Here is a 26763-nt window from a genome sequence, read left to right on the forward strand (position 1 = left end):
ACTGTCTACTGTCTACTGTCTACTGTCTACTGTCTACTGTCTACTGTCTACTTTCAGGCTTCATCCGGCCGAATTTCCGGTTTGGGCAGGTGACTGCGCAGTGCGTCATCCGCCAGCCGGTAGCCGGTCTTGATCAGGTGGTCGGCCTTGTCGTAATCGAAGAAACCGCCCTCTGACCTTTCCAGATGGATAATGATATCGGGCCGGTAGGCCGCCAAGCGGCTCTGGGTGATCTGTGCCTGCATGATATCGAACGAACGGAACAGCACGTCCACCATGTTGAGGCTGTTTTCCTCTTCGGGCGTTTCCTTGTGCAGGTTGCGAATGCTGTCGAGTATGCCGCTGAACCACTGCCGACGACCCTTGTCGTTTGTGCCATGCAGCAGGCTGTTGCCCAGCGCTTCGGTCTCGCCGGGTGGGCGCTCGAACGGCAGTTTAAGATCCTGTGTCGGATGGTTCAGGTTCACCGCCAGATGCAGGTCTGCGGGTACATGACGCGTGGCTGCGACCGGTACCGGGTCGATCAGGCCGCCATCGACCAGCCACAGGCCCTGATGGAACTGGGGTGTAAATACTGTGGGTACCGCAATGGAGCAGCGAATGGCCTTGAACAGTGAGCCTTCGTTGAGCCAGACGGAGCGCTCCCGATTGATATCGGTGGCCACGGCCGTATAGGGAATGGGCAGGTCTTCGATCTGGGTATCGCCGATCATCGAACTGAGATGGCTGATGATCTTTTCGCCCTTGAACAGGCCGGCACGTGAAAACGAGAGGTCGAGCATGCGCAGGACATTGCTGCGTCCCAGGCCGCATACCCAGTCGCGGTAGAGCGGCAATTTGCCGGCGGCGTGGATGCCCCCGACCAGCGCACCGATGGATGAGCCGGCAATGGCGACAATCTCGAAGTCATGTTCTTCCAACCACTGGATAACGCCGATGTGCGCGAGACCACGTGCGCCACCACTGCCCAGCGTGAGTGCCACTGTCGGCATGCAACTTCTCCTCAAGGTTCCCCGGTGCTACCGCTGTTGAGTAAGGCCTTGAACCGTGAAGTTCAAGGTGGGTGATTCTAGTGGCGTATCAGGCTTTCCGCTCGCGGGCGGACATGCTCAACAACACCAACGAAGAACCCCCTGTCGTATAAGTACGGCTCGAGGACGAATCAACTGGCGAGTAGCCCAGGGTAGGTTCCATTATACGCGGAATTCATTCTATTACAGTGTTGACTTTCAGCGGGTTTCTTCTTCGGAATCCAGTGCTGTGTCCAGCTTTCCCAGCAGTCGGTCCAGGGTTTCCTCAGGTACCTGAGTGGCTTGCAGTTCAGTACGCAACTCATGGATGAGGTTCAGTGCGGCCATGACCGACAGACGTTCCACACCAAAAACTTTTCCGCTGTGGCGGATTTCGGTCATCTTGTCATGCAGTTGTCGAGCTGCAGCGCGCAGCTCGGCTTCAGCCTCTGGCGGGCAACTGACGGTGTACTCACGATCCAGTATGTGGACCTGAACGGTATTTTGATGTTTCATGAGGCGCCTTCAAATTCCTTTAGCCGGGCGATCACATAGTCCAGGCGCTCGCGCGCCTGCTCGTGCCGCTGATGCATGGCGTCTCGCTCTGCCTGCCACTGCTGTCGTTCCTTCTCATGGGACACAACCAGCCTGTGCAGTCGCTCGTGCTCGCGCAGCAACTGGTCAATGCGGGCTTCAAGCGCCATGAGTTTCTGGTGCGACATCCGTTGCTCCGTAAGTCAGAGGGTCATGTTCATCAGGTGTCCGGCAATGCTAGCATATTGCGCTCGATTAATGGCACCGTTCGGAGGCCCCTGTGGCGCTTGATTACTATGTTCTTGATGATGCTCTGGCAGAACTGGATCCGACCGAGTCGGCGGCGTTTCTGCATGGCAGTCTGCTGGCGCGGCTGATTTGTGGTGAACGGCTTGATCGGGAAGCCTGGCTGAACACGGCCTGCGCCCTGCTCGAGATCGAAACGCCACCGACGGGTGATCAGGCTGACCCTTTGCAGAGTCTGTACGATGAATCCCTGACGGATGTGCAGCATATGGCCCCGCAGAGTGACGGGCCCATGCCTTTTCTGCCCAACAATGACAGCCCGCTGCCCGATCGTCTGGAGGCGCTGGCCGACTGGTGTGCCGCTTTTGTCAGTACGCTGGGGATGGTGGGCCGGTTGCAGGCACCCGATGAAGACGATCAGGAATTGCTGTCTGATCTGATCGCTATTTCGCAACTGGATGCCAGCAGTGAAGAGCAGTCACCGGATGCGGAAGACGACTACACGGCATTGCTGGCGCATGTGCGCCTGGCGGGACGCCATTTTTATGAACGGTTTGCGCCGCCGTCTGCAGAGACGCCGGTGCACTGATCTCGGAGGCCCTGTGATCAGGGCTTCTCAAGGCGACTGCGAATGTCCCACAGATCCGGAAACACCGGCCGGAACAGGGTTTTCATCAGATATTCAGCGCCACTGGAGCCGCCACTGCCCATCTTGCTGCCGATGGTCCGCTGCACCATCTTCACATGACGATAACGCCACTCCTGCAGGCCTTCGTCCAGGTCCACCAGCAGTTCGCACAATTCGGCCAGTTGATGGTCTTGTCTGTAGACCTGCAGCAACGCCTCCTGCACGTCCTTGCTGCTCTGATTGGCCTCGGTGACGGGTTGCTGCAACAGGTCTGGTGGCAGGGTATGCCCGGCCCGGTGCAGCAGTCCCAGAAACACCCGCCACAGCGACGGCGTGCGGTAGGCCTCTTCCAGCAATTGACGACCCAGCGAGTTGAGCGGCTGGAACTCCAGAGGCTCGGGGCGCTTGTGACCCAGCAGGAATTCAATGACCCGGAACTGGTAACTCTGAAAGCCACTGGCGCTTTCCAGGCGATCGCGGAAACTGTCGAATTCCAGCGGCGTCATGGTTTCGAGGATGTCGACCTGGCTGACCAGTGTTTTCATGATCTTGAGAATTCGCTTCAGCGTGTGAAAGGCGCGCGGCAAGTCGTCCTGATCCAATCGCTCACTGAGAAAAGCCAGTTCATGGCGCAGCTGCTTGAACCAAAGCTCATAGGTCTGATGAATGATGATGAACAGCAGTTCGTCATGCTCCTCCGGTTCCGAGCGCGGGCGTTGCAGGTCAAGCAGTTCATCAATGGCCAGATAGCTGTTGTAGGTCAGCATGATCAGGTTGCCTCTCAGCACAGTCATCATCACTGTACTGGGTAACTCAAGCGCGCGCATGCCGGGCAGTGCAGCAGAAGCGTCCGCGCGCGCTGTCAATTGTAAAATCTACGCTACAGGTCTGATCAGTCGGCGTTCCAGCGACGTGTCAGGCGCGTCTTGAGCTCCTCTGCCCGCTCGCGTTCCTTCTGGTTGAGGTCGGCCGCCATGTCCAGGCGGGCATGGTCCAGTATATCAAGCACGCGCAGCGCTCGCGCACGATCATTGTCGGCCTGCAGCGTGGCCATTTGGGTCATGGGGTCGTCAAACCGCAACAGCCCGTGAATGGCCCGATAAGTGGGTTCCTCAAAGCGCGGATCATTCTCGGCGCTCAATATTTCCAGACTGTTGGCCAGTGCCGGTCCGGTGCCGGACTCCAGAGCCTGATCTGCCCAGCGGCGTCGCGCTTCGGGCGGCGCGGACTGGAGCAGGTCATGGGCGCGCAGGGCATGGCCGCTGCTCGGAAGGTTGCGATCCAGCGTGGTGTCCACCACCGCCAGGATCTCGTCATGAAGCGCGTCTGCCTCGGCCGGAAAGCCTGAGCGCTCGACCAGCACCTGATAAGGCCAAAGCCGGGTTTCCGCTATCTGATGACCTTCTTGCTGGATATTGGCCGCAATCAACGGGATGGACTCGTCATCCGGGTAGCGTTCCAGCAGGTCGCGGAAGGTTTGCCAGAACACATTGCCACGGCCGCTGTCAAAGGCAGCTTGCAGCTCTACCTGGCTGTGCAGGCTGATGAATTCGGGCATCAGAGGTTCCAGATGGCTGTGACTGGCCATGCGCTCAGCAAGCCAGTCACGGATGTTGGCGGGGTCTTCTCCCCGGTCGTGCAGATGACCCAGGTGCCGACGGGCGACCTCCAGACCCAGGGCGCGCACATCGGGCTCGTGGGCCCGCTCGGCCAGCAGGTCATCCAGATGGTGCAGGGCCGGTGCGGTATCTCCCAGCGCAAGCAGACGCTCTATGCGCTGCACGGCCTGGCGTTCGGACCAGAGTTGGTAACCCACGACTGTGGTGACTGGCCCCAGCAACACCGCAACCAGTGCCGCTGCCGCCCAGGGTCGCCAGTTCCAGGGTCGGTTGACGCTCTCGCGCAGGCCCTCGAATTTGGGTATGCCGCGTTCGAGCCGCACGGCCTGATCAATCTGACGGATCTGCTCATTGGGAGGGTCGGACAACACCTTGAAAACCCGCACCGGGCGCGGAATGCCCTTGAAGGTGCGCTCACCGATCTCGGTAGTCGGCACCTCTCGGCGGTTCATGGTCAAAAAGACGGCCTCGGTGAACCAGACTTCGCCGGGTTCGGCGATGGCCTCAAGGCGGGCGGCTACATTGACTGGTTCGCCGATAACATCCCCGTCCTGCAAGCCGACATCGCCGGTGTTGATGGCTACCCGCACGGCAATCTGCTCGGTGCTTGGCTGGGCGGCGTTATGCTGTTTCAGCACCGCCTGCAGCGCCAGTCCACAAACGACCGCGTCAGTCGGGCTGTCAAAGCGGACCAGGAAAGCGTCACCGATGGTCTTGACCACCACGCCGCCGAAATAACCGAAGACCGGACGCAGCAGACGGTCGTGTTCTTCCAGCAGGGAGCGGAACCCTTTGCGGGTGGTTTCAGAGGAGCGAGAGGTAAACCCCTTGATGTCGGTAAACATCACCGCGCAGTTCCGTGTGATCATCCAGCAGACTCCAGGGTATAGGTAACAGGATCAACAGCGGAAGCAAGAATACCAGTAAGCGCCGGGGGGTTCACCTGCGCCATACGGTTCCGTTTCCGGCCAGTCATCACCCAGGAATCAGGTACACTGATAGCTAGAGCAACAGGAGTCTGGCCCGTGCAGACAACGCAATACCAGCAAGCCCGTCTGACCCGCGACCCGAGATTTGACGGTCACTTCTTTGTTGGTGTGACCAGCACCGGCATCTATTGCCGCCCCATCTGTCCGGCACCCTTGCCCAAGGAACAGAACGTGCGCTACTTCGACAGCGCCGTGGCGGCAGCCGAGTCCGGGTTTCGGCCCTGCCTGCGTTGCCGGCCCGACAGTGCGCCGGCGTCCTGGGCCTGGAAGGGCACGGATACCACTGTGGAACGCGCCCTGCGTCTGATTGACGAGGGTGCGCTGATGCAGGGGTCGGTCACCGGGCTGGCGGACAGACTGGGTATCAGCAGTCGCTACCTGACCCGTCTGTTTCAGGCACGCATGGGTACCAGCCCGAAGCGGTACGCCCTGTATCAGCAACTGCTGTTTGCCAAAAGCCTGCTGCAGCAGACCCGACTGCCGGTGGCAGAAGTGGCCTTTGCCGCCGGTTTCGGCAGTATTCGGCGGTTCAATGAATGCTTTCGCGACCGGTTGCAGATGACCCCAGGTGCATTGCGCCGGCAGGGTGCAGACACCATGGTTCGCGGCGAACTCACCCTGTTTCTGAGCTATCGACCACCCTACAACTGGTCGCACCTGCGCGACTTCCTCCGACCCCGGCTGATTCCCGGTCTGGAGTGGATTACCGACCAAGGCTATGGACGCTCGCTGCAGCTTGCCGATGGCACCCGCGGCTATTTCACCGCCACGCACGACGAAGCGCGTCATGGCTTCAGAGTGGCGATCAGTCTGAACCGTCCGGCCGTCATGTTGCCCCTGGTGCGGAACCTGCGCCGTCTGCTGGATCTGGATGCCGATAGTGCGCGCATTGATGATCATCTGCGCCCCTTGCTAGCCCCGCTGGGCGGCCCGGTACCCGGGTTGCGGCTGCCCGGTACATTGTCTCTGTTCGAAGCCGGGGTGCGCGCCATACTGGGCCAGCAGGTGAGTGTGCAGGCGGCACACAAGCTGGTTGGGCAACTGGTCAATGCTTACGGAGAGACAGCTCCCGGCCCGCACGGAGCAATGCGCCTGTTCCCCACACCCGACGTGCTGGCGGAAACGGATCTGGCGGAACTGCGTTTGCCGGGGCGCCGCAAGCAGACCTTGATTGATCTGGCCCGGCTGTTTCGTGACGAACCAGAGGCTGCGACAGAACCGGAACGCTGGCGATCGCTGGCTGGCATCGGGCCCTGGACGGTGCAGTACGCGCGCATGCGCGGCGGAGGTGACAGCGATATATGGCTGGGCGGAGATCTGGGAGTGAAGCGGGCCCTGCAGCAACATGACATCGTATTCGACCCCGAGACTGCAGCCCCCTGGCGCAGCTATCTGACCCTCAACCTGTGGAGCCTGACATGACTGTGTACTGCCAAACCCTGATCGGCACCCCGGTAGGTGACCTGGAAGTCGTGGCGACTGATACCACCGTTACCGCCATTCACTTTCTGTCGGAGGCCGGGGCCCGAGCGAGAGTGGACCACCCCAACCGGCTGACCGCTCAGGCCGAACGCGAGCTGAACGACTATTTTGCCGGTCAGCGCATCCGTTTCGAGGTGCCGCTGGCCCCAGCGGGCACCGAGTTCCAACAGGCTTGTTGGCGGGCTCTGCAGGCCATTCCCTTCGGGCAGACCGCCAGCTATGCGGATCAGGCGGTGGCCATAGAGCGGCCCAGCGCGGTGCGCGCGGTCGGAGCGGCCAATGGGGCCAATCCGCTGCCGATCGTGATTCCCTGTCACCGGGTGATCGGCAAGAACGGGCAACTCACCGGCTATGCCGGGGGCATGGCGCGCAAGCAATGGCTGCTGGCGCACGAGCGGGATCAGCTCAGCTTGGTTACTGCGCCGTCCACTGATACAGAATGAAATCGCTGGCGCCGCCGGTGTAGCGGTCATAGAAGGCCCGGCCGCGCGCATTGAAATGCTGGGTAATCCAGCGAATGACCGGCCAGCCTCGCTCGGTCGCCATCTCTTTCAGGTGCCCGAACAGGGCATCGGCCGCGCCGCTGCCGCGCGCGTCCGGCACCACGAACATGTCATCCAGAAAGCCCATTTCGCATCCGGCCAGCGGACGCGGGCAGGCTCTGACATGGGCCATGCCCACCGCCTTGCCGTCAGCGTCGCGCACCAGCATACCTTCCAGTACATGGTCCGGATCCATCAGCCACTGCCAGACCGTATCACTGATCGCGTCGGTCATGGTCGCCTTGTAGAACTCGGCATAGCCGTGAAACAGGGGCAGCCAGTCGGCGTGATCCTGCGGTGTCACCGGGTGAACGGTATGGTCGGTCATGGTTGTCTGCCTTTTGCTGATGATTGGGTAGAGGTTGATGGTCTGAGGTGTTTGGCTATGGCGGCAACATGGAGGTCTTCGGCGCCCATGGCCTGCAGGGCGTCATCCAGTTTCAGCACATAGTCGATATTCCGCCCGCTGGGCCCGCGGGAACGGGCGATCTGGGCGGCGATTTCGGCGTCGCTGGCCGGCCCCAGCCAGGCGGCATTGTCAGGCCCGGCGATATAGATCAGGCCATTGGCGTGCAGGTTCTGATGCGGTGGCCGCACAAAGGTCATGTCAATGGTGAGGCGAAGGTAGCCGTTCTTTTCCCGGTGGTCCAGATGCCCGAACACATCCGGGGTTACCCGATAAGCCACGCCAACACAGGTCTCGCCCGGTGCCTCGACCAGGGTCAACACCCGGCCAGGGGACTCGGGCGTGCCGCGATGGTCATGCGATGCCTGCCAGAAGCGCCGGGCCCAGCCTTTTATGCTGGCTTCCCGGGATTCCAGATACGGGAAATCGACTTTGTGGATCAGTGAACCATAGCCGAACAGCCAGATGTCGCTGCGACCAGTTAAGTGATCCTGCCGTCGATTCAGTTCGCGCGTGTCATTGGCCATGGGTTCTGCCGTGTTCGCTGGTTATACTGTGGGTCCGTTTTTCCTATGGCGAGAGTTTAACATGCCCGAGTCGTCCGCTGGCGTCGCACTGCCCTCCATTTCACTGGATGAATTTGCCCAGCGCCGCAAGCGCCTGATGGCGCAACTGGAGCCCGATGCGGTAGTGGTGTTGCCCGGCGCGACCGAGCAACGACGCAACAGTGATGTTGATTTTCCGTTCCGTCAGCACAGCGACCTGCTGTATCTCACCGGATTTACCGAGCCGGACGCCTGGCTGGTGCTGGTGCCGGGTCGTGAAGCGGGTGAGAGCATTCTGTTCTGTCGTCCACGGGATCGAGACTTGGAAATCTGGAATGGCTATCGTCTGGGCCCCGAGGGTGTGGTCAGTCAACTGGGGATCGATGACGCCCATCCGATCGACGATCTGGATGAGGTGCTGCCCGCCTTGCTGGCCGACAAGACGCATGTCTACAGTCCGCTTGGGCAGGATGAAACGGTGGACGCTCACCTGATGCACTGGGTCAATCAGGTCAGGGGTCAGGCGCGCAAGGGTGTGCAAGCGCCCACTCACTTTCATGATCTGCTGGCGCCACTGCATGAGCTGCGGCTGATCAAGAGCGAGCAAGAAGTGGCGGTGATGCGGGCGGCCGGTGAAATCAGTGCGGCCGCGCATCAGCGGGCCTGGGCTGCAGCAGTGCGGCCAAGCCAACGGGCCACTACTGAATACCAGTTGGAAGCCGAGATCCGCCACGCCTGTGCCTGGGCGGGTGCCCCTGAATTCGCCTACCCGAGCATTGTGGGCAGCGGCGCCAATGCCTGTGTGCTGCACTACACCGAGAATACCGACGTGCTGCAGGATGGTGACCTGGTGCTGATCGATGCTGGCTGCGAGTTGCACGGCTATGCCTCGGATATCACCCGGACCTTCCCGGTCAATGGTCGATTCAATGCGGAGCAGCGGGCGCTTTACGACCTGGTACTGAACGCCCAGAAAGCCGCGTTGGCAGAGGTGAAGCCGGGTGTGCCCATGCGTCAGCCGCACGAGGCTGTGGTGCGTGTGCTGGTCACCGGGCTGGTTGAACTCGGTCTGCTGGAGGGCGACGTTGACCAGTTGATAGAGAAAGAAGGCTATCGTGATTTCTTCATGCACGGGACCAGCCACTGGCTCGGCTTGGATGTGCACGACGTCGGCACCTACAAGATAGACGGTGCATGGCGGCCTCTGCGACCGGGCATGTGTCTGACCATCGAACCGGGTCTTTACGTAGCACCGGACAATGAGCAGGTGGAAGCGCGCTGGCGCGGCATCGGGGTGCGCATCGAGGACGACGTGGTGGTTACCGCAGAGGGGCATGAAAACCTGACCGCTTCTGTGCCCACAGATCCCGAGGCGATTGAGCAGCTGATGGCCGACTGGCGGGGCTGACTAATCCCAGGTTCAGTTTACGCCCCCGCCGGCAAGCGCTATCGTAGGTGGCCTGTTTCCCTGCAGGGCAAGGATGCATGTCTTGATCTGCCGCCAACCCAATCAACAAAGGAACGTGAGATGAAACCGGTACGCCTCGTTTTTCTGGCCCTTTTGGCGCTGCTGCTGACGGCCTGTGCAACCCCGTCTGCGCAAGACACCACCACCAGTGGCACTCAGGCTCAGCCCGGTGATTATCGATTTCATGATACCGACCGCGACGAAGTCATGGTCTTCTTTGGCTATCAGTGTGGCCCCTGTCATGCCTTTTATGAGCAGCAGCTCACGCATTGGCTGGATGACAACTCGGAGACCGTTACATTGTTGGTGCCGGTGCTGTTCGATCCTTCTGTGGAGGCTGCGGCCCGCGGCTTTCATACGGCTCAATTGATGGGCGCCAACCCTGACTTTCATCGCTCGGTGTTCGCGGCCTATCAGGCTGATCCAGCCCGGGTCGCCTCGGACGAGCAGGTGATCGCGATGGCGGCCAGTTGCTGTGACCTGGACCAGGAGGCCTTCCGTGATATGTATCATTCGGAGGCGGTACAACAGCGGATGGATCAGGCGGAAGCGCTGATATACGGGCATGGCATTCAGGCTACGCCAGCAGTATTGATCAATCGGGAGCAGGTCGTCACGCCCAATGATGTGCGGCCCGGAGAATTCCTGATTGATGTGGTCGATGCCGTTCTGCAAGGCGGTCTGCCACCGGGTCGGGCCATCTGAGAAGCCGCTTTCCTGGCGGTTCTGTTCAGAATTTCGCCGTTCAGGGTTTAATTTGGGGCGACCTTCGGCGACAATACGCGCCCGCTATCGACCCTATCTAGACCCTGGACAGAGAGAGACCCTGATGCCCAATCGTACAGAGTTGGCGAATGCCATACGTGCCCTCAGCATGGATGCCGTGCAAGCGGCCAAAAGTGGCCACCCCGGTGCCCCCATGGGTATGGCCGATATTTCCGAAGTGCTGTGGCGCGACTATCTGAACCACAATCCGCAGAACCCTGACTGGCCCAACCGCGACCGCTTTGTGCTGTCCAATGGCCACGGGTCCATGCTGCTCTATTCTCTGCTGCACCTGTCCGGGTATGACCTGCCACTGGAAGAGCTCAAGAACTTCCGTCAACTGCACTCCAAGACTCCCGGCCACCCCGAGCACGGCTATGCACCGGGTGTCGAAACCACCACTGGCCCACTGGGTCAGGGCCTGGCCAATGCGGTCGGCATGGCTCTGGCGGAGCGCGTGCTGGGTGCCCAGTTCAACCGCAAGGGTCACCAGGTAGTCGATCACTACACCTACTGTTTCCTCGGCGATGGCTGCATGATGGAAGGTATTTCCCATGAAGTCAGTTCGCTGGCGGGCACCCTGGGTCTGGGCAAGCTGATTGCTTTCTATGACGACAATGGCATTTCCATTGATGGTGACGTGGATGGCTGGTTCACCGACGACACAGTGGCTCGCTTCGAGTCCTACGGCTGGCAGGTAATACCGCGTGTCGACGGGCATGATCCGGACGAGATTCGCACCGCCATCGAGACGGCGCGCAAGAATACCGACAAGCCGACCCTGATCTGCTGCAAGACCATTATCGGGTTCGGCTCTCCGAACAAGGAAGGCAAGGAATCTTCACATGGTGCCCCGCTGGGCGAGGAAGAAATCCAGTTGACCCGTGAGCGCCTGGGTTGGAAGCACGGTGCCTTCGACATTCCGCAGAACATCTATGAGGCCTGGGACGCTCGCGGCAAAGGCCGCAAGAAAGAGCAGGCCTGGAATGAGGCCATGGACAGCTATCGGCGCGAGCACCCGGAGCTGGCTGCGGAACTGGAGCGTCGCCTCAAGGGTGAGTTGCCTGCCGACTTTGCCGACACGGCTCGCCAGATCATCAGCGATATCAATGCGAAGGAAGAAAAGGTCGCCAGCCGCAAGGCCAGCCAGAATGCCATTCAGGCGCTGGCCCCGGTACTGCCCGAGTTTCTGGGCGGATCTGCGGATCTGGCCGGCAGCAACCTGACCAAGTGGGAAGGCTGCAAGCCCGTGACCCGAATGGACCCCGAAGGCAACTATATCTACTACGGTGTGCGCGAGTTCGGCATGACCGCCATCATGAACGGTATTGCCCTGCACGGCGGGTTCATTCCCTATGGCGGCACCTTCCTGATGTTCATGGAATATGCGCGCAATGCGGTGCGCATGGCGGCGCTGATGAAGCAGCGCAATATCCTGGTCTATACCCATGATTCAATCGGCCTGGGTGAAGACGGGCCGACTCACCAGGCCGTCGAGCAACTGGCCGCGCTGCGCAGCACGCCCAATCTGGAAACCTGGCGGCCGTGTGACACGGTGGAAACCGCCGTGGCCTGGGTACAGGCGGTACAGCGCCAGGATGGCCCTTCGGCACTGATTTTCTCGCGCCAGGGGCTGCCGCACCAGAATCGCGAAGCCGATCAGATCAGCGCTATCGAGAAGGGTGGCTATATCCTGCGTGACACTGCCGGCACACCTGATGTGATAATCATTGCCACCGGCTCTGAAGTTGAAATAGCTGTGGCCGCAGCCGAGCAACTGATCCAGGCCGGAACCCCGGTGCGCGTTGTGTCCATGCCTTGTGCCGAGCGCTTTGAAGCGCAGAGCGCCGAGTACCGGGAAAGCGTCCTGCCGTCGGCCGTGCGCAAGCGCGTCGCCATCGAAGCGGCCAGCAAGGACTTCTGGTACAAGTATGTGGGGCTTGATGGCGCCGTGGTGGGCATGAGCACCTTTGGCGAGTCAGCACCCGCCGGTGATCTCTACAAGCACTTTGGCCTGACTGCGGACGCTGTCGTCAGCACTGTCACTCAGCTCGGCTGAGTTACACGGCCGTACCTACCGCGCTGTCGGCGCGCGGTGCGGCCGTGCTCTTTCTCGTCACCAGTTGCGGCTGAAAGGCCAGCTTGACCTCCTGATGTTTGCTATAGACCGTGTTCAGTATATGTCTTGCGGCCATGCCGGCCATATCGCTGATCGGAACCTCAATGGTCGACAGCGGCGGCGAAAAATGGGGCGCATAGGGCACGTTGTCGTAGCCGATAACAGAGATATCTTCGGGCACCCGATAGCCGCGTTCGGTCAGCAGGCCGATGGCCCCGATGGCGATATCATCATCACCGGCGACAATTGCGGTCATTTCAGGAAACTGGCCCAGCAGTTTTTCGGCGGCACGGCGGCCACCCCCTTCATCAAACTGGCTCTCCGTGACCTGGCGATCCTCCACGGTAACGCCGGCCTCCTGCATTGCCCGGTGATAGCCGGTCAGGCGATCCATGGCATCCTGCTTCCAGGCAGGGCCGGTGACACAGGCAATGTGGCGATGCCCGAGTTCGACCAGATGCCGAGTGGCCATAACACCGCCCAGAATGTTGTCCAGATGGACGCTGCAGACGCGCTCTGAGGCCACTTGCCGGTTCAGGCATACTACCGGCACCCGTTCGGCCAGTTTGTCGAGTGAGGCGTCACTGAGGCGCTCTGCGTGCATGACCAGCGCATCGCATCGCCGGCTGAGCAGGAACTCCACGGCTTCCTCTTCCATGGTCTCGTCACTGTGGCTGGAAGCGATCAGCAGGTATTTGCTGTTTTCACGCAGCACCTGCTCCAGGCCGCCCATCAATTGTCCATAGTAGGGGCCGTAAAGCTCCGAGACGATGAGCCCTACCGTGTTGGAGCGATTGGACGCCAGCGACTGGGCAAAGGCGTTGGGTGTATAGCCCAGAGTGCTCATGGCTTCATCGACTTTTTCTCGCGTCGCCTGGGAGACCCGGGCACTGCCGTTCATTACCCTGGAGACTGTTGCCTGTGATACACCTGCGAGTTCCGATACCTGTTTGATCGTGGCCATAGATCGCTCTTGTTATGTTCATTATGGTCGCTATTTTCAGGGTTTACGCGACTTTGTTCAAATCAGCTCATATCGTCAGCTGAACGGCGCCAAATCCGTTCATGAAGAAGTCAGTTTTTTGTCATCAGGCTGTAGCAGAGACGTTGTAAGGCTCTGCCGGGCTTTTCCCCAGATTTTGTGGATAACTTTGTGGTTAACTCTGTGGGAATGCCCTTGAGCGCAGTAATACTGCCCCCTTGCTTAGATTGATCAAAAAATAACCAGTTCCAATAATTTTAATAAAAACAATGACTTAAAAATGTCAATAGCAGGAATGCGGTTTTCCTGAGGCAATTTTCGCCGATTCGCGGCGAAAATTCGAGAACTGTGTATAAGCATTTTATGAAGCACCGAAATGGGGCGTTGTAAACCCTTGTCTGACCCCGTTTTTGGTCAGCGCGAGGTCAACCCGACCCTATCCATTCCGGCTGACACTGTGGTCTCAGGTTGGCAGGTAATGCCGGCTCCACGCGGTCGCAATCACGCCTTGGTCCAGCAACGCCTCTATCCCAGCCTGATCATAGCCCAGTTCGGAGAGGACCGCGCAGGTTGATGTGCCATATTGCTCAGCGGGTGTGAGCGGATAGATTTTGCCCCGCATGGGTCGAATCGCATAGGGGTCCAGTTGGGTGATGGTATGGCCGCTGGGATGATCCCGATAGACTGAGAAGGAGTAACTGCCGCGTTCAGTGCCCGTTGAATCGTCCGCTTCATAGGCATTGTAGGCACGCAGCGCATCGAGATTCTGGCAGGTCGCGGAAGCAATGTCGGCTGCCTGCAGTCGGGTGACCCAATCTTCTGCACTGGCGTTCATGAAGGCGGTGGCCAGGAACTCCGCGCGCCCTTCGACCGGGCGCTCAACCAAACCTTCCAGCCCTTCGACAAGGGCAAACTTGGGCAGATCGGATTCATAGGCACTCAGCAGAACAAAGCCGTCAGCCGTCATGTAGAAGCGGGACAGGTCGTCATAGCCCGTGACCATTGGTCCTGAGGGTTCATCGAACAGGTCACGTCGCTCGAAGTCGTAGCAGAAGGGAATCTGTGCCAGCCCACTCAGGGCTGCCAGCGAGGTCTTGACCCGCTCCGCCTTCCCCCGCTTGAGTTGCTGGTAGAGGGCTACTGCAATACCGAGCGATGCAGCGAAACCGCACATGACGTCGATGGTGCCGACATGGGCATGCTCCTCTGGGGTATCCATGCCGCCCCCAAAGCGCAGCATGACACCCGTAGTGGCCTGCACCAGATCATCGTAGCCGAGATACTGGGACCGGGGACCCGGCCTGACACCGCTGAAGCAATCCAGTTGGCAGAAGATGATGTTCGGATTCATCGCTTTCAGGTCCGCCTCGGTCAGTCCCATCCGGGCCACCTGCTGGTCGGTGGCATTCCACACCACCACATCGGAAGAGGCGACCAGTTTCTCCAGTATGGCGCGGCCTTCAGGCTGGCTGATGTCGGTCAGTACCGAGCGCTTGGAGCGCATGTGCGACAGGCCATAGATGATGGTGTTCCAGCAATCGTAAAAGGGTCGGGACGGGTCCAGCTTGATGATGTCGGCGCCAAATCGCGCCAGGTAACCTACCGAGTGGGGGCCGGCAATCACATTGCACAGGTCCAGGATGCGGACGCCCTCGAGCCAGCCGTCCCGGGCATTCCTGGAGCGCACTCGCGGTAGCTTGGTCTCCATGGCAGTGAAGGCGGCCAGTGCCTGACCGTAACCCACCCAGCGCCGGGGCTGCGGGCTGAGCATGCTGTCGGCGCTGCCACTGAGCCAGACCAAAGGGCCCGGCTGAGTCATGAGCCCGAATTCCGGGTCATTGACTTCAATCATCAGTCCGGTCACCTCTGCGTGGTCGTCGTGTATCCATTCCTGGAGCCAGCGCTGTGGTGCGCCTGGGAAGCGACCGCGTCCGAAGATTTTCTCCCATTCCTTGGTGGTGCGGGTCAGAAACACGGCCTTCATTTTTTCCGCAATTCGGTCGGCCCAGTTTTTCGGCAGCGGGTAAACGCCCAGCGATACATCCGATTGCCACTCGTCGGTCGGGAGATAGGTGTCCTCTTCTTCAGTCAGGCCTTCCGCCACCAGTTCGTCATAGATACCCAGGGCTTTCAGGCAGCGTTTGGCGTGATCCTTGTGGCTGGGGCAGACGACGTAGAACATGCGGCCGTCCTTGCATTTATAGTTGCGGAAGAACGGATCCAGCAACTCCTGCAACTCGTCATAGCTCAGGTTCATCGGCAGGCCTTCTATGCGACGGCGCTCGATGTCCTTTTCCCGCTGCGTCTTGTAGCGCTCCGGGTAGTCATCGATCTTGATCGAGTTGTAGCACAGGCCTTCCATCAGGGCGCAGGCCAGCGGAACTTCGATACTGTCACCCAGACCGGTGCGTTCGCGCGCTTGCAGGGCCAGTACAGTTGCCGAGGCGGCCAGCATGGTGCCGTAGGCAGAGGCCAGGGGCAGCGGCGAGAAGGAGGGATTGACGCCCATCAGCACCCGATTCAGCCCCATGTCGGTAAAAACGCCCGAATTGGCCGCAATCACGCTCTCGAAGGCTCGCCACTCGCGGCGCAGTTCATCATTGGAGGCAAAGCCGGGTATGGACAGGGTGATCAGTTCCGGGCGCTCCAGGCGCAGTGCGTCGAAGTCGATACCCAGACGCTTCATGACGCCGGGGCGGAAACTCTCGATCACGATGTCGCATTCTTCGATCAGCGCCAGTGCCTGTTCCAGCCCCTCGGCGGCTTTCAGGTCCAGCGTCACGATCAGCTTGTTCCGGTGCAGGGTGGCATTGGCCGGACTGCGCCACATGGGGCCACCCGGGGGGTCGACGTGCACCACGGTGGCGCCGAGATCGGCCAGCACCATGGCGACCGCCGGCCCGGCGATATACTGGCCGAAGTCCATGACTTTCACGCCGGCCAGAGGGAGGTTGGATGCAATGCTGGTAGACATGGGCTGCTCCGGGTTCAGTCAGCTAACGGGCTGAAATGTAGGTCAAAGGTTGGTCTGGCGGCGTTTTTCAAGGATCCATCCCGCCGCTTTTTCCGCAATCATCAGCGTCGGCGAATTGGTGTTGCCGCTGGTGATTGTCGGCATGATGCCCGCATCCACCACCCGCAAACTGCTGACGCCGCGCACGCACAACCGGCTGTTGACCACGGCTTGTGGATCATCTTCACGCCCCATGCGGGTGGTGCCAACCGGATGGAAAATGGTGGTGCCGATATCGCCGGCCAGTTGCACCAGTTCTTCATCCGTCTGAAATTCCATTCCCGGCTTGTATTCGACCGGATCGTATTTGGCAAATGCCGGCTGCGCGGCAATGCGCCGGGTCACGCGCAACGAGTCCGCTGCGACGGTTCTGTCTTCTTCCGTGCTGAGATAGTTGGGTGCTATTTTGGGCGGCTGTCGGGCATCGGGGCTGTGTATGGTTACTGTGCCGCGACTGGTCGGGTTCAGGTTGCACACACTGGCGGTAATGGCCGGAAAGTCATGCAGCGGCTGGCCGAATGCATCAAGGCTCAGAGGCTGCACATGGTATTCAAGATTGGGGTAGGCATAGGCGGTACTGCTGCGGGTAAAGGCGCCCAACTGTGACGGGGCCATACTCATGGGGCCGGAGCGTGTCAGCAGGTATTGCAGCGCAATACGCATCTTGCCGGTCAGGCTGTTGGCCAGGGTATTCAGGGTCTTGGCACCCCTGACCTTGTACACGGAACGAATCTGCAGATGGTCCTGCAGGTTGGCACCTACGCCTGCCAGCGGCTGGCGGACCGGGATGCCGAGGTCATGCAGCAGGTCAGCAGGCCCGATTCCGGACACTTGCAGTAATTGCGGTGATCCGATGGCGCCGGCAGACAGAAGGACTTCATGCTCAGCCAGAGCAGCACGGGTCTGGCCGTCTTTGACAACTTCAACACCGGTGCAGCGCAGCGCGCCGTCCGGTCCGTTGTTGTCGAGCAACAAACGGGTCGCCTGACTGGCGTGCCAGACGGTCAGATTCGGCCGCTTGGCCACATCGCGCAGAAAGGCCTTGGCGGTGTTCCAGCGCCACCCGCGGCGCTGATTGACATCGAAATAGCCTACCCCTTCGTTGCAGCCCCGATTGAAATCTTCCGTTGCCGGAATGCCGGCCTGAACGGCGGCCGCCGCAAAATCTTCAAGCACAGTCCATTTGAGGCGTTGGCGCTCAACCCGCCATTCGCCTCCCGAGCCATGAAACTTGCTGCGTTTTCCGCGCTCCGGCTCGCCAGGGTCCATGCCATAGTAGTCTTCATGACGCTTGAAGTCGGCCAGACAGTGACGCCATGACCAGTCGGCATCATCCGTCTCCGCGGCCCAGCTGTCATAATCTCGCGCCTGACCACGCATGTAGATCATGCCGTTGATACTGGAGCAGCCGCCCAGGGTCTTGCCACGAGGATAGAGCAGCGATCGGCCGTTCAGGCCGGCCGAGGGCTCGGTGCGGTAGCGCCAGTCGGTGCGCGGATTGTCGATGCAGTAGAGATAGCCCACTGGAATGTGAATCCAGTGGTAGTTGTCCCGCCCGCCCGCTTCGATCAGCAGCACCCGGTTGCTCCTGTCTGCGCTTAACCGATTGGCCAGCAGGCATCCGGCTGTGCCAGCGCCCACGATGACATAGTCGAAGCGATATTCTGTGTCAGCAGTCGGCATGGTGGATGTGGCCCTGGGCACCGGCTTGTTGTTGTCGGCTTCAAGATCAGACTAGCGGGTCTTGCTGGCGGATCAATTGAGTAATACTTAAACGGGATATAAGATAATCTTATATCCAATCCGGGGCGAGGCTCATCATGCTGGATTTACAGACCTTGCGCGCCTTCGTAGCCGTGGCCAGAGAGGGCAGTGTATCCAGAGCGGCGGAGCGGCTGCACCTGACGCAACCTGCAGTCAGCCTGAAACTGAAGCAAATGCAGGACCGTCTGGCCATGAGGTTGTTCAAGCGCAATCCGCACGGCCTGACGCTCACTGCGGATGGGCGCAGACTGCTGCCGATGGCTGAGCGGGCCCTGGCCGCCATGGCCACGTTCGAACGCAACGCGCAAAGCCTCAACTCGTCGCTCAGAGGAAAGCTGCGTATCGGTACCATCATCGACCCGGAATTCATCCGCCTTGGGCCCTTGTTGCACGAACTGGTCGCCAGCGCACCGCAAGTGGAAACCGAGCTGCATCACGCGACCAGTGGCATCGCCTTGCAACGCCTGCTGAAAGATGAACTGGACTTTGGCTACTATCTTGATGAGCCGGGTGATGCCGCCAGTGATCAGCCCTCAGAACTGGCCGCGCACAAGGTTCGGCATCGCGAGTTGACGCGATTTCAGTATTTTTTGGTTGCGCCCAGAGGCTGGGAGAAGGAGGTTGCCGCCGCAGACTGGCGTCATCTGGTCAGGCTGCCCTGGATCACTACGCCGCCGGAATCCGTGCACCATCGTTTACTGAAACGGGTGTTGCAGCCGCGCAATCTGGCACCGAAAAGCGTTGCCCAGGTAGACCAGGAATCGTCCATGCTCGAACTGGTTCGTGCGGGCATGGGCCTGAGTCTGGCCCGGGACACTGTGGCATTGGCAGAAAAGCAGAAGCACGGCCTGCTGGTTGTCCCTGGCATTGCCCTGCCCTGTGCGTTGAGTGTGATCTGGAAAGAGGACCAGACCGAGGATGCCATCATTCAGTTGATGCACAGCCTGCTGGACCGAGTATGGGGTGCTGGCAGACGTGAGAGCGGGGTGCTTTGAAAGAAGGCTTGAGCATAACATTCAGACAAAAAAAGGGGGCTTTGGAAAGCCCCTAATAGATGCCACTGAGTGCCCTGGCGGGCACTGATTACTCATCACACAGACAGGCAACCGGGAGTTCAGTTGCCTGAGACAGGCTGCAGGCGATCACTGCAGCCTGCGTACAAGGTAACGGGCTCGCGCTTTGCGGGCCATAGAGTAATTGCTACAAAACTGAAAGAGAGATGTCTCATTTGAGGGAAACTGCTTTCATTGCTGCCGCGCGCCCTGCCCCCGGGTGTAGAGGGTCATGGTGCTGACAACATGCTGCATGGCGGGCTCACGCAGCGTCTCTGGCAATTGGTCTAGCAGGTCCAGAACGGCATTGAAGCGCACCGAAAGCGCCTGGCGTGCCTTGTAGTACCGTGTATTGATGGTCAGCGCCAGCGGCGGCAACTGCATGCTGTAGGCGAACCGGGGCAGCATCACAAAGGAGTAGGTGACGTCGCCGCGCTCAATCGACAGAAAATGGCTGGTTGAGATGCCCAGGGCGTTGGCCATGTCTTCCTGACTGTAACCCAACAGTTGGCGCACCAGGCGCAGATTGGCGCCTACGGTCAGATAGATTTCATAGCCCTGAACTTCCTTGATGGCGTCACTCATCAGGCTGGGGGTCAGATGGCATTGCTCCGGATCGGGCAGTTCAACTTGCACCGACAGCAGTTGTTGCAGGTGGTTCAGGGTGTCATAGAAGACGGTGGTAGGTGCTCTGCACAGCCAGTCCGAAAGCTGAAAGAAGTGGGGGGGGACTTGACGTTCACGCCGACCATATTGACTGGGTGCCAACAAAATAGCAGGCGGTGCGCCAAAAACAAGTGACCACAGGCTGGCCGTGTGCAGTCTGGGCATGGCCGCACCCGATTCGTAGCGCAGATACTGGGCCCGGCTGATGCACAGCAGTTCGGCCGTGCGTCGCTGTGACCAGCCCCTGTCACTGCGACTGCGCCGCAGCATATTGCCCACATGGTCGGGCAGGTCTGCTTCCAGCGCCGGAAAGTGGGCGCTGCGAATCTCCCGATGGCAGTCCATATGGGCGGCCAGTTCCTGCAGTGTCTGCCTCGCCTTGTCCAAGGTTGGGCGCTCCGTGGGTTTCATCGACTCGCATAATGCCGCCAAACCCGGGTTCCGTCAAAAATCGGAATATAGTGTTGGTGGCATTTTGACAATCGGTTTGCCGGCTCAACCCGTGGGTGGCTGAATGCTGTATCAGCCGCCATAATGCAAGAAACAAGCGCAAACGTAAGAGAGAGCAAGCTATGAATAAAAGTACAACCCGCAGCGGGGACAGAGCCTGCCTGCATAACCGAACGCGTACCACCAGCCGAGGTATGCTGCGCTGGCCGCTGCTCGCCAGCCTGTTGTTGGGATTGATGCTGTTCAGTGTTCCCGTTTTGGCGGCCGATGTGATTGCCCGTGTCGTGTCGTTACAGGGGAGTGCCCAGGTCAGTGACGGCAGCACCGTGCAGCGTGGCACCGCGTTGCGTGCCGGCGACCGGATAGAAACCGGAGCAGAGTCTCGTGCCAGGCTGCGCTTCATCGGAGGCAGCATGTTGACGTTGGGCGAACAGACCGAACTTGAGATAACGCGCTATGAGCCGGCTCAGGGCGGTGATCCTCAGCAGGCGCATTTCCGGGTTCTGCAAGGCGTATTCCTGGCCGTGGCTGAAGGTGTAACGTCTGCAGACAGCGAATTCCGCATCGAAACGCCGGCCGCCACCATGGGTATTCGAGGCACCATTGTCTGGGGTGGCTATTTCCTGCCCGATCAGGCCGACTATATTCTTCTTGGTGGCGGGCCGGTCGAGATCAGCAACGACCTGGGTTCGGTATTGCTGACCGAGGCGGGCCAGGGTACAACGGTGTCCGTTGATCAGGACGGACTGGCCACAAACAGCCCGGATGAGCCGGAAGCCTGGACGCCGTCCAAGCTCTGGGAGGCGGTGACCACGATATCTCTTCCCGGTATCTGATCACGATCTGCAGAGAGCTACCTCTCCAGCCGCTCGGTGTTGTACTGAGCGGCTCGGATCAGTTGCATTGTCTGATGTATACTCGCGGGTTAAGTAGAATGGACAGCGATTGAATGAGAGAGGAGACGTATGTCCGGCAAGCGCAAAGAGATTCCGGTTTTTGACGAGGCGCTGATAGAAACCCATTGTCACCTGGATTATCTGCAGCAGGACACCACCGAAGTGATTCTCGATCAGGCGCGACAGCGCGGTGTCGAGCGCTTTATCACGATTGCCGTTGCACCGGAAAACCTGGATACCGTGCGCCAACTCGCAGCGCGGCATGGCGATGTGTATTGCACGCAGGGCGTTCACCCACACGAAGCCAGCCTCTATTCGTCCGCTGTGGGGCAACGTATCCGCGCCGGAGCAGCCGATCCGAAAGTGGTTGCCATCGGTGAGATCGGGCTGGACTACCATTACGACAACTCACCCCGCGAGCAGCAGCGGCAGGCGTTCGCCGAACAACTGGAGATAGCGCTGGCACTGGATCTGCCCATAGTGGTTCATACCCGTGATGCCGATGACGATACCATGGCCATTTTTCGCGAATTCAGCGGGCGCGGACTGCGCGGCGTCATTCACAGCTTCACCAGCAGCCTGCAGCTCGCCGAATTCTGTCTTGAAGAAGGGTTTCATCTGGGTTTCAACGGCATCATCACCTTCAATCGCGCCGAAAACGTGCGTGAAGTGCTGGCCGCGACGCCGCTGGATCGGATCCTGCTGGAGACCGATGCACCTTTCCTTACCCCGGTGCCTTTCCGGGGCAAGGAAAATGCGCCCTTCTATCTGCCGCTGGTGGCGCAAAAGGTGGCTGAAGTGAAGGGCTCCAACCCTGAGGACGTCATCCGACAGACCACAGGCAATGCCCGCGACCTGTTTTTCCAGCGCTCGGTCACCTGACTCTCGGCGGGTCGTGGTGCTGGATGCCAAATTCGTCGCTCAGATGGTGCAGTCCTGGAGCCATCGGCTGTCGTCTCCCGGGTGCGTCAGGGTTGTCCTGATGCGGTGCAGGGCATTGGCCAGAGTCTCCTCGCTCAGATCTCCCCCGACACAGATCCGAATGGCTTCCGGTGTCCGGTACTGACCGACCACAAATACATCGGCAGGTTTGACATCAATACCGACCTGATGGAGGGCCTGTGCCAGATCCCGGGCCCGCCAGCGCGCGGGCAGCCGCAGCCAGCCACTCAGAGCGCACGGGTGAGCCTGATAGTCGAAGCCCTGCAGAATGTCCCGCGTCAGTTCATGTCTGCGTGCACAGGCCGCCTGCTGGCGGGCCAGGCTGCGGTCGCGCTCCGGATGGTCGATCCAGCGCGCCACCAGTTCGCAGGCCAGAGGGGTGATCATCCAGTGATTGACGCGCATGGCGACGCGAAAGCGATCCAGCCAGGCTGGCGGTGGCACCAGAAAGCCGACCCTGAGACCCCCGCTGAAGCACTTGCTGCAACTGCTCAGGGCGATGACCTGGTCCGGGTCCATGGCGACCATGGGTTCGGGTAAATCCGCCAGCAGGGCACTCTGCACATTGTCTTCGATAACCATGACCTGATACTGGCGACAGATCGCCAGCAGTTCGCGCTTGCGCGCGTCGGACATCTGCGCGCCGGTCGGGTTGTGCAGCTGCGGCATCAAATAAACGGCGCGCGGTCGATAGCGCTCACAGGCGGTGCGCAGCTCTCCCGGAATCAGGCCTTCTTCATCCATCGGCAGCCCGATATGCCGCAGCCGAAGGTGGCGCGCCGCAAGCGAGAAGCCGGTGTAGGTCAAACCCTCACTGAGCACTGTGTCGCCGGTATCACAGAGGGTGCTGAGGGCGATGAACAGGCCGTTCTGGCCGCCGCCGCAAAGCAGAATATCGTCTGCCGGCCGATCAACGCCTTCTCGCTTCAGCCAGCGGGCTGCTGCTTCGCGATGCTGGCGCAGTCCGGTTTCGGGCATGTAGCCAAGCAATGTATTGAGCTGCACCGGGTTGGCCACCAGGTCTGTCAGCATCCGCCGGATGTCTTCACATTGTCCATCCTGCAGGGCCAGGGTAAATCCCAGGTCCACTTCCGAGCGCTGTTCACTGAAGCGGAAACTGTCCACCTGGCCACGCTGGCGGACATAGGTGCCTGACCCGACTCTGGCCTCCAGCAGCCCCTGTCGCTCGGCCTCCGCGTAGGCTCGAGTGATGGTGCCGGTAGTAACCGACAGGGCATCGGCCAGGCGACGCTGCGGTGGGAGCCGAGTACCCGGACGGAGGTCTCCCTGCTGGATTGCCCTGACAATGGCCTGGGCAATGGCGAGGTACTTTGGGAGGTCGGGTTGGAGGAGATCCGGAAGCCACATTGTCATGGTGTCAATAAAACCGTTGCAGTTTTGTGTGCGCCCAATAGTATCAGTTTGGCGGGTTATGTCGAATAAATGTATGGATACAATTTGGAGGAAAGGGTGACACTTTCGTATTTCATGTCACTGCTGATGTTTACGGTAGTGGCGACCATTACACCGGGGCCGAACAACCTGATGGTGACGGCCAGTGGTGCCAACTTCGGTTATCGTCGGACATTGCCGCATATTCTGGGTATCGCAGTGGGCTTTACGGTGCTGGCACTGGTCATTGCGGCTGGCCTGGGTGCGGTGTTTGAGCGCTGGCCGGTACTGCAACGTGTGCTTCAGATCGTTGGCGCAACGTATCTGCTGTACCTGGCCTGGAAAATCTGGCGCGCCGGACAGGTGAAGATGAGTGACGTGGAATCCGAGCAGGCGCGCCCTCTCACTTTCTGGCAGGCGGCCGCTTTCCAGTGGGTCAACCCCAAGGCCTGGACGATGGCCATTACCGCGTTGTCAGCTTTTGCCCTGCCGCCGCCGCTGCACTATTGGTCGGCCCTCGCCGTCATCATGATGTATTTTGTGGTCTGCTTTCCTTGCACCGCCTTCTGGGCATTGCTGGGGCAGGAACTGGTCAAGTGGCTGCGCAGTGACCGCGCCCGTATGCTGTTCAATACCACGCTGGCCCTGATGACGGTGGCATCAGTCAGCCTGATTTTCATCTGAGCGGACAGCATTGTGCTACCCTCGGGCCTGCTCCGGCAATCTGGCTGATTTCTGATATGTCGATATTGCTGACCCTAAAATTGCCGATCAGTCTGCGCACTCTGCTGTTGTTGTGGTTCAGTGGTCTGTATCTGCGCCTGACGCTGTTGGTCACGGCGCCGCTGGGACCATTGATGGCCGAAGAACTGCGCCTGAGCACCACCTTGATGGGCTCACTGACCACCCTGCCGGTGCTGATGCTGGCGGTCGGTGCTGTCGCCGGTGCCTGGGTAGTGGCCAGGTTGGGGGTGCGCAATACCCTGGTGCTATCCATTCTGGTGATGGTGGCCGGCTCAACCGCCCGTGCCGGAGCCTCTGCCGCTCTGCCCCTGCTGCTGGCCACTGCAATCATGGGATTTGGAATAGCCGCCATGCAGACGGCGCTGCCGGCCCTGGTCCGTCTGTGGACTCCGGGCCGCGTGGCCCTGGCCACTGCTGTCTACATGAATGGGCTGCTGATGGGAGAGGTGCTGGCGGCTGGCCTGACGTTACCCGTTATTCTGCCCCTGGCCGGCGACAACTGGCGCCTGGCGCTGCTGGTATGGAGTTGTCCGGCGTTGCTGGTTGCAGCGGCGGTACATTGGCTCGGGGAGCCCGCGGCAGCAATGCCGCGCGACCTGCGCCAGCGGCATCATTGGCTGCCCGATTTCCGGCACCCGCTGGTCTGGGCAATGGGCTTGTTGATTGGCATGTCGAGCACGCTGTTTTTCGGGCTCAACGCCTACATGTCGAACATACTGGACGCCCGGGGCGAAAGTGACCTGTTGGCCGCCAGTCTGCTGCTGTTCAATACGGCCCAGGTGGTGGCCTCCTTGCTTGCCTTGCGCTTTGGCGGTCGCTGGCTGGGGCGAGCTGCGCCGATGGTGATCCTGACCCTGGTCTCGATCTTCGGCACCCTGCTGTTTGGCTTCGCTCATGGCTGGATGGCGCTCTGGGCCGGCTTTGCAGTCAGCCTGGCCTGTGGCGTGGTATTGATACTGATGGTCTCTCTGCCCGCGGCCATGACCTCGGCAGACCGAACCGCACCACTGGCGGCCGGCATGTTCACCATCGGCTACGCCATGGCCTTTGCCGTGCCGCTGCTGAGTGGCTTGCTGGTGGATATGACCGGCAGGGCGCTTTGGGCATTGGTCCCGTTGCTGCTTTTGGCGATTATCAGTCTTCCTGCCGGAGTGATGGTGGGGCGCCATTATCATCGTCTGCAGTGAGTACTCGCAACGATGCAGCTTGAACAGCTGTTCAAAGTCTCCTAAATTAACTGCAGGGACATCTCAAGATTATGACAACGCTGTCGGCGACGGAAGGCTGAAGTCGTTCAGGAGCGCCTGATTGGCCGAGCGGAATGTGACCAAAAAGGATATCAGCAAGGCCCAGAGGCTGCGCCTGCAGCGTACCATGTGGGCCTGCGTACCCCTGGCGGTGTTGCTGTGCTGTGTGCTGATTTATGTGCAGCACGACATAGTGCCGGCCGATCGGGCCATTGAATACCTGCTGATCATCGTCATTGCGTGGACCGTGTTTTTCGGGCTGATTCTTTCGGGGCTCAATTTGCGTCTGCCGGATCCGAGCATGACGGTTGCCCAGATTTTCACTGGCATATTCTCTCAGTTGTACATCATGTTCTTCCTCAATGATCCGCTGGCCCGGGTTCCCTTTCTCCTGCTGGGTACTGTGAACATGATGTTCGCGGTCTTTGCGCTGGGCCTTTGGCGCATGCTGGCAGTCAATGTGCTGGGTGTCGGTGCCTACGCCGGGATGGTGCTGCTGAAGGCGCAATGGTATCCAGCCGGCATGGCGGACTGGCGCGTTGAGGCACTGACCATTCTGGCCTTTGTGGTGGCCGTGAGCATGAACACCTATATCGGCAGTGTGATCACTGGGTTGCGCGACAAGTTGCGGTCGCGCAACAAGGAGCTTGAAAAGGCGATGGTGCGCCTGGAAGATCTGGCCACTCAGGATCCGCTCACCCGGCTGCCCAACCGACGCTCGGTGATGGACCAGATGGCCCGTGAACACGCCCGTCTGGAAGAACCCGGTGAGGGTGGCCACCTTAGTCTGTGCATGCTGGATGTCGACTATTTCAAGGCCATCAATGACAACCACGGACACCACTGTGGCGACGAGGTGCTGCGCTGGCTGGGCGAGGTGCTGGATGAACAGTTGGACGATCGGCATTTTGTCGGCCGCTTTGGCGGTGAAGAGTTCCTGCTTCTGCTGCCTGGACAGTCGCTGGTTTCTGCAACAAAAAAGTTGGACCAGATTCGCGAAGTCATTGCCGCCACCAGCCCCAAGGGACTGCCCGCTGGCGAGTCCATCACCATCTCTGCCGGTGTTGCCGAGCATCAGACCGGTACCGACATTCAGGATACGCTGAGGCGTGCCGACGAGGCCCTGTATCGGGCCAAAGCCGCCGGTCGTAACTGTATTCAAGCCGCCGATTCAGTCGCATGAGACTTTTGTAATAAAATTACGTAGACTGTAGGCTGCCGCAGAAGCAGTCGTGCCCAGAAGACTGCCGGTTGCAGATGAC

24 protein-coding genes and 1 other RNA gene are annotated in these 26763 nt (G+C 60.0%); 12 read left to right on the forward strand and 13 right to left on the reverse strand.

Annotation, left to right across the window (positions count from 1 at the left end):
• Nucleotides 1–53: 53 nt before the first annotated feature.
• From LAT62_RS05870 to LAT62_RS05885, 4 genes are all read right to left on the reverse strand, one after another.
• Complete coding sequence (locus LAT62_RS05870; RefSeq protein WP_293380398.1) at nt 54–992, reverse strand: patatin-like phospholipase family protein; 939 nt, start codon at nt 990–992, stop codon at nt 54–56.
• 14 nt (nt 993–1006) lie between these two features.
• Nucleotides 1007–1188, reverse strand: a non-coding RNA gene (gene ssrS / locus LAT62_RS05875) — 6S RNA.
• A gap of 41 nt (nt 1189–1229) precedes the next feature.
• Complete coding sequence (locus LAT62_RS05880) at nt 1230–1526, reverse strand: cell division protein ZapA (protein WP_293380402.1); 297 nt, start codon at nt 1524–1526, stop codon at nt 1230–1232.
• The gene (locus LAT62_RS05885; protein ID WP_293380405.1) at nt 1523–1732 is read right to left on the reverse strand and encodes a hypothetical protein; all 210 of its coding nucleotides are present in this window, start codon (nt 1730–1732) and stop codon (nt 1523–1525) included. Before LAT62_RS05885 ends, LAT62_RS05880 begins: the two co-directional genes overlap by 4 nt.
• Before the next feature lie 92 nt (nt 1733–1824).
• Here LAT62_RS05885 and LAT62_RS05890 point away from each other — a divergent pair, with 92 nt between their 5' ends.
• Nucleotides 1825–2379: a UPF0149 family protein gene (locus LAT62_RS05890; protein ID WP_293380408.1), complete on the forward strand. Its 555-nt coding sequence runs from the start codon at nt 1825–1827 to the stop codon at nt 2377–2379.
• Between the two features lie 17 nt (nt 2380–2396).
• Here LAT62_RS05890 and LAT62_RS05895 read toward each other — a convergent pair whose 3' ends face one another.
• Together LAT62_RS05895 and LAT62_RS05900 are read right to left on the reverse strand one after the other, a co-directional pair.
• A complete protein-coding gene (locus LAT62_RS05895) occupies nt 2397–3212 on the reverse strand; it encodes a tryptophan 2,3-dioxygenase family protein (RefSeq protein WP_293380411.1) in 816 nt (271 codons plus the stop codon).
• 98 nt (nt 3213–3310) lie between these two features.
• On the reverse strand, nt 3311–4906 hold the full coding sequence (locus LAT62_RS05900; protein WP_293380414.1) for an adenylate/guanylate cyclase domain-containing protein: 1596 nt from the start codon (nt 4904–4906) through the stop codon (nt 3311–3313).
• 156 nt (nt 4907–5062) lie between these two features.
• Between LAT62_RS05900 and LAT62_RS05905 the strand changes: the two genes are divergently transcribed.
• Nucleotides 5063–6448: a DNA-3-methyladenine glycosylase 2 family protein gene (locus tag LAT62_RS05905; protein WP_293380417.1), complete on the forward strand. Its 1386-nt coding sequence runs from the start codon at nt 5063–5065 to the stop codon at nt 6446–6448.
• Nucleotides 6445–6951, forward strand: a complete 507-nt coding sequence (locus LAT62_RS05910) for a methylated-DNA--[protein]-cysteine S-methyltransferase (RefSeq protein ID WP_293380421.1) — start codon at nt 6445–6447, stop codon at nt 6949–6951. The genes LAT62_RS05905 and LAT62_RS05910 overlap by 4 nt, the downstream gene beginning before the upstream one ends.
• On the opposite strand, the gene LAT62_RS05915 is transcribed toward LAT62_RS05910, so the two are convergent.
• Both LAT62_RS05915 and LAT62_RS05920 read right to left on the reverse strand, forming a co-directional pair.
• Nucleotides 6923–7378: a GNAT family N-acetyltransferase gene (locus LAT62_RS05915; RefSeq protein WP_293380424.1), complete on the reverse strand. Its 456-nt coding sequence runs from the start codon at nt 7376–7378 to the stop codon at nt 6923–6925. The genes LAT62_RS05910 and LAT62_RS05915 overlap by 29 nt on opposite strands.
• On the reverse strand, nt 7375–7983 hold the full coding sequence (locus tag LAT62_RS05920; protein WP_293380427.1) for a gamma-glutamylcyclotransferase: 609 nt from the start codon (nt 7981–7983) through the stop codon (nt 7375–7377). The genes LAT62_RS05915 and LAT62_RS05920 overlap by 4 nt, the downstream gene beginning before the upstream one ends.
• A gap of 61 nt (nt 7984–8044) precedes the next feature.
• On the opposite strand from LAT62_RS05920, the gene pepP reads away from it, so the two are divergent.
• From pepP to tkt, 3 genes are all read left to right on the forward strand, one after another.
• Nucleotides 8045–9409, forward strand: a complete 1365-nt coding sequence (pepP, locus tag LAT62_RS05925; protein ID WP_293380430.1) for a Xaa-Pro aminopeptidase — start codon at nt 8045–8047, stop codon at nt 9407–9409.
• 120 nt (nt 9410–9529) lie between these two features.
• On the forward strand, nt 9530–10174 hold the full coding sequence (locus LAT62_RS05930; protein WP_293380433.1) for a DsbA family protein: 645 nt from the start codon (nt 9530–9532) through the stop codon (nt 10172–10174).
• 124 nt (nt 10175–10298) lie between these two features.
• The gene (gene tkt, locus LAT62_RS05935) at nt 10299–12293 is read left to right on the forward strand and encodes a transketolase (RefSeq protein ID WP_293380436.1); all 1995 of its coding nucleotides are present in this window, start codon (nt 10299–10301) and stop codon (nt 12291–12293) included.
• A 1-nt stretch (nt 12294) separates the two neighbouring features.
• Here the strand turns inward: tkt and LAT62_RS05940 are convergent, their stop codons facing one another.
• From LAT62_RS05940 to LAT62_RS05950, 3 genes are all read right to left on the reverse strand, one after another.
• Nucleotides 12295–13317 (reverse strand): LacI family DNA-binding transcriptional regulator, encoded by a 1023-nt coding sequence (locus LAT62_RS05940; RefSeq protein WP_293380439.1) that lies wholly within the window; start codon nt 13315–13317, stop codon nt 12295–12297.
• A gap of 481 nt (nt 13318–13798) precedes the next feature.
• Nucleotides 13799–16309, reverse strand: a complete 2511-nt coding sequence (locus tag LAT62_RS05945) for a CoA transferase (RefSeq protein ID WP_293380442.1) — start codon at nt 16307–16309, stop codon at nt 13799–13801.
• 42 nt (nt 16310–16351) lie between these two features.
• Nucleotides 16352–18031, reverse strand: coding sequence for a GMC family oxidoreductase (locus LAT62_RS05950; protein WP_293380445.1), 1680 nt, complete (start codon nt 18029–18031; stop codon nt 16352–16354).
• Between the two features lie 137 nt (nt 18032–18168).
• On the opposite strand from LAT62_RS05950, the gene LAT62_RS05955 reads away from it, so the two are divergent.
• Nucleotides 18169–19107: a LysR family transcriptional regulator gene (locus LAT62_RS05955; protein ID WP_293380448.1), complete on the forward strand. Its 939-nt coding sequence runs from the start codon at nt 18169–18171 to the stop codon at nt 19105–19107.
• A gap of 249 nt (nt 19108–19356) precedes the next feature.
• On the opposite strand, the gene LAT62_RS05960 is transcribed toward LAT62_RS05955, so the two are convergent.
• Nucleotides 19357–20217, reverse strand: coding sequence for a helix-turn-helix transcriptional regulator (locus tag LAT62_RS05960; RefSeq protein ID WP_293380451.1), 861 nt, complete (start codon nt 20215–20217; stop codon nt 19357–19359).
• Nucleotides 20218–20402: 185 nt separating this feature from the next.
• Here LAT62_RS05960 and LAT62_RS05965 point away from each other — a divergent pair, with 185 nt between their 5' ends.
• Together LAT62_RS05965 and LAT62_RS05970 are read left to right on the forward strand one after the other, a co-directional pair.
• Nucleotides 20403–21116, forward strand: a complete 714-nt coding sequence (locus LAT62_RS05965; RefSeq protein WP_293380454.1) for a FecR family protein — start codon at nt 20403–20405, stop codon at nt 21114–21116.
• A gap of 129 nt (nt 21117–21245) precedes the next feature.
• Complete coding sequence (locus LAT62_RS05970; protein ID WP_293380457.1) at nt 21246–22058, forward strand: TatD family hydrolase; 813 nt, start codon at nt 21246–21248, stop codon at nt 22056–22058.
• Between the two features lie 39 nt (nt 22059–22097).
• Here LAT62_RS05970 and LAT62_RS05975 read toward each other — a convergent pair whose 3' ends face one another.
• Nucleotides 22098–23492 (reverse strand): PLP-dependent aminotransferase family protein, encoded by a 1395-nt coding sequence (locus tag LAT62_RS05975; protein ID WP_293380460.1) that lies wholly within the window; start codon nt 23490–23492, stop codon nt 22098–22100.
• Nucleotides 23493–23588: 96 nt separating this feature from the next.
• Between LAT62_RS05975 and LAT62_RS05980 the strand changes: the two genes are divergently transcribed.
• The 3 genes from LAT62_RS05980 (at nt 23589) to LAT62_RS05990 (ending at nt 26684) form a co-directional block, all read left to right on the forward strand.
• Nucleotides 23589–24194 carry a LysE family translocator gene (locus LAT62_RS05980; protein WP_293380463.1) on the forward strand — a complete coding sequence of 202 codons (606 nt, stop codon included), beginning with the start codon at nt 23589–23591 and terminating at the stop codon, nt 24192–24194.
• 56 nt (nt 24195–24250) lie between these two features.
• Entirely contained in the window at nt 24251–25441 is a 1191-nt protein-coding gene (locus tag LAT62_RS05985) for a CynX/NimT family MFS transporter (protein WP_293380467.1), read from the forward strand.
• A gap of 121 nt (nt 25442–25562) precedes the next feature.
• Nucleotides 25563–26684 carry a GGDEF domain-containing protein gene (locus LAT62_RS05990; protein WP_293380470.1) on the forward strand — a complete coding sequence of 374 codons (1122 nt, stop codon included), beginning with the start codon at nt 25563–25565 and terminating at the stop codon, nt 26682–26684.
• Nucleotides 26685–26763 lie beyond the last annotated feature (79 nt).

It is taken from the genome of Natronospirillum sp. (genome assembly GCF_022565775.1).
Taxonomy (GTDB): Bacteria; Pseudomonadota; Gammaproteobacteria; order Pseudomonadales; family Natronospirillaceae; genus Natronospirillum.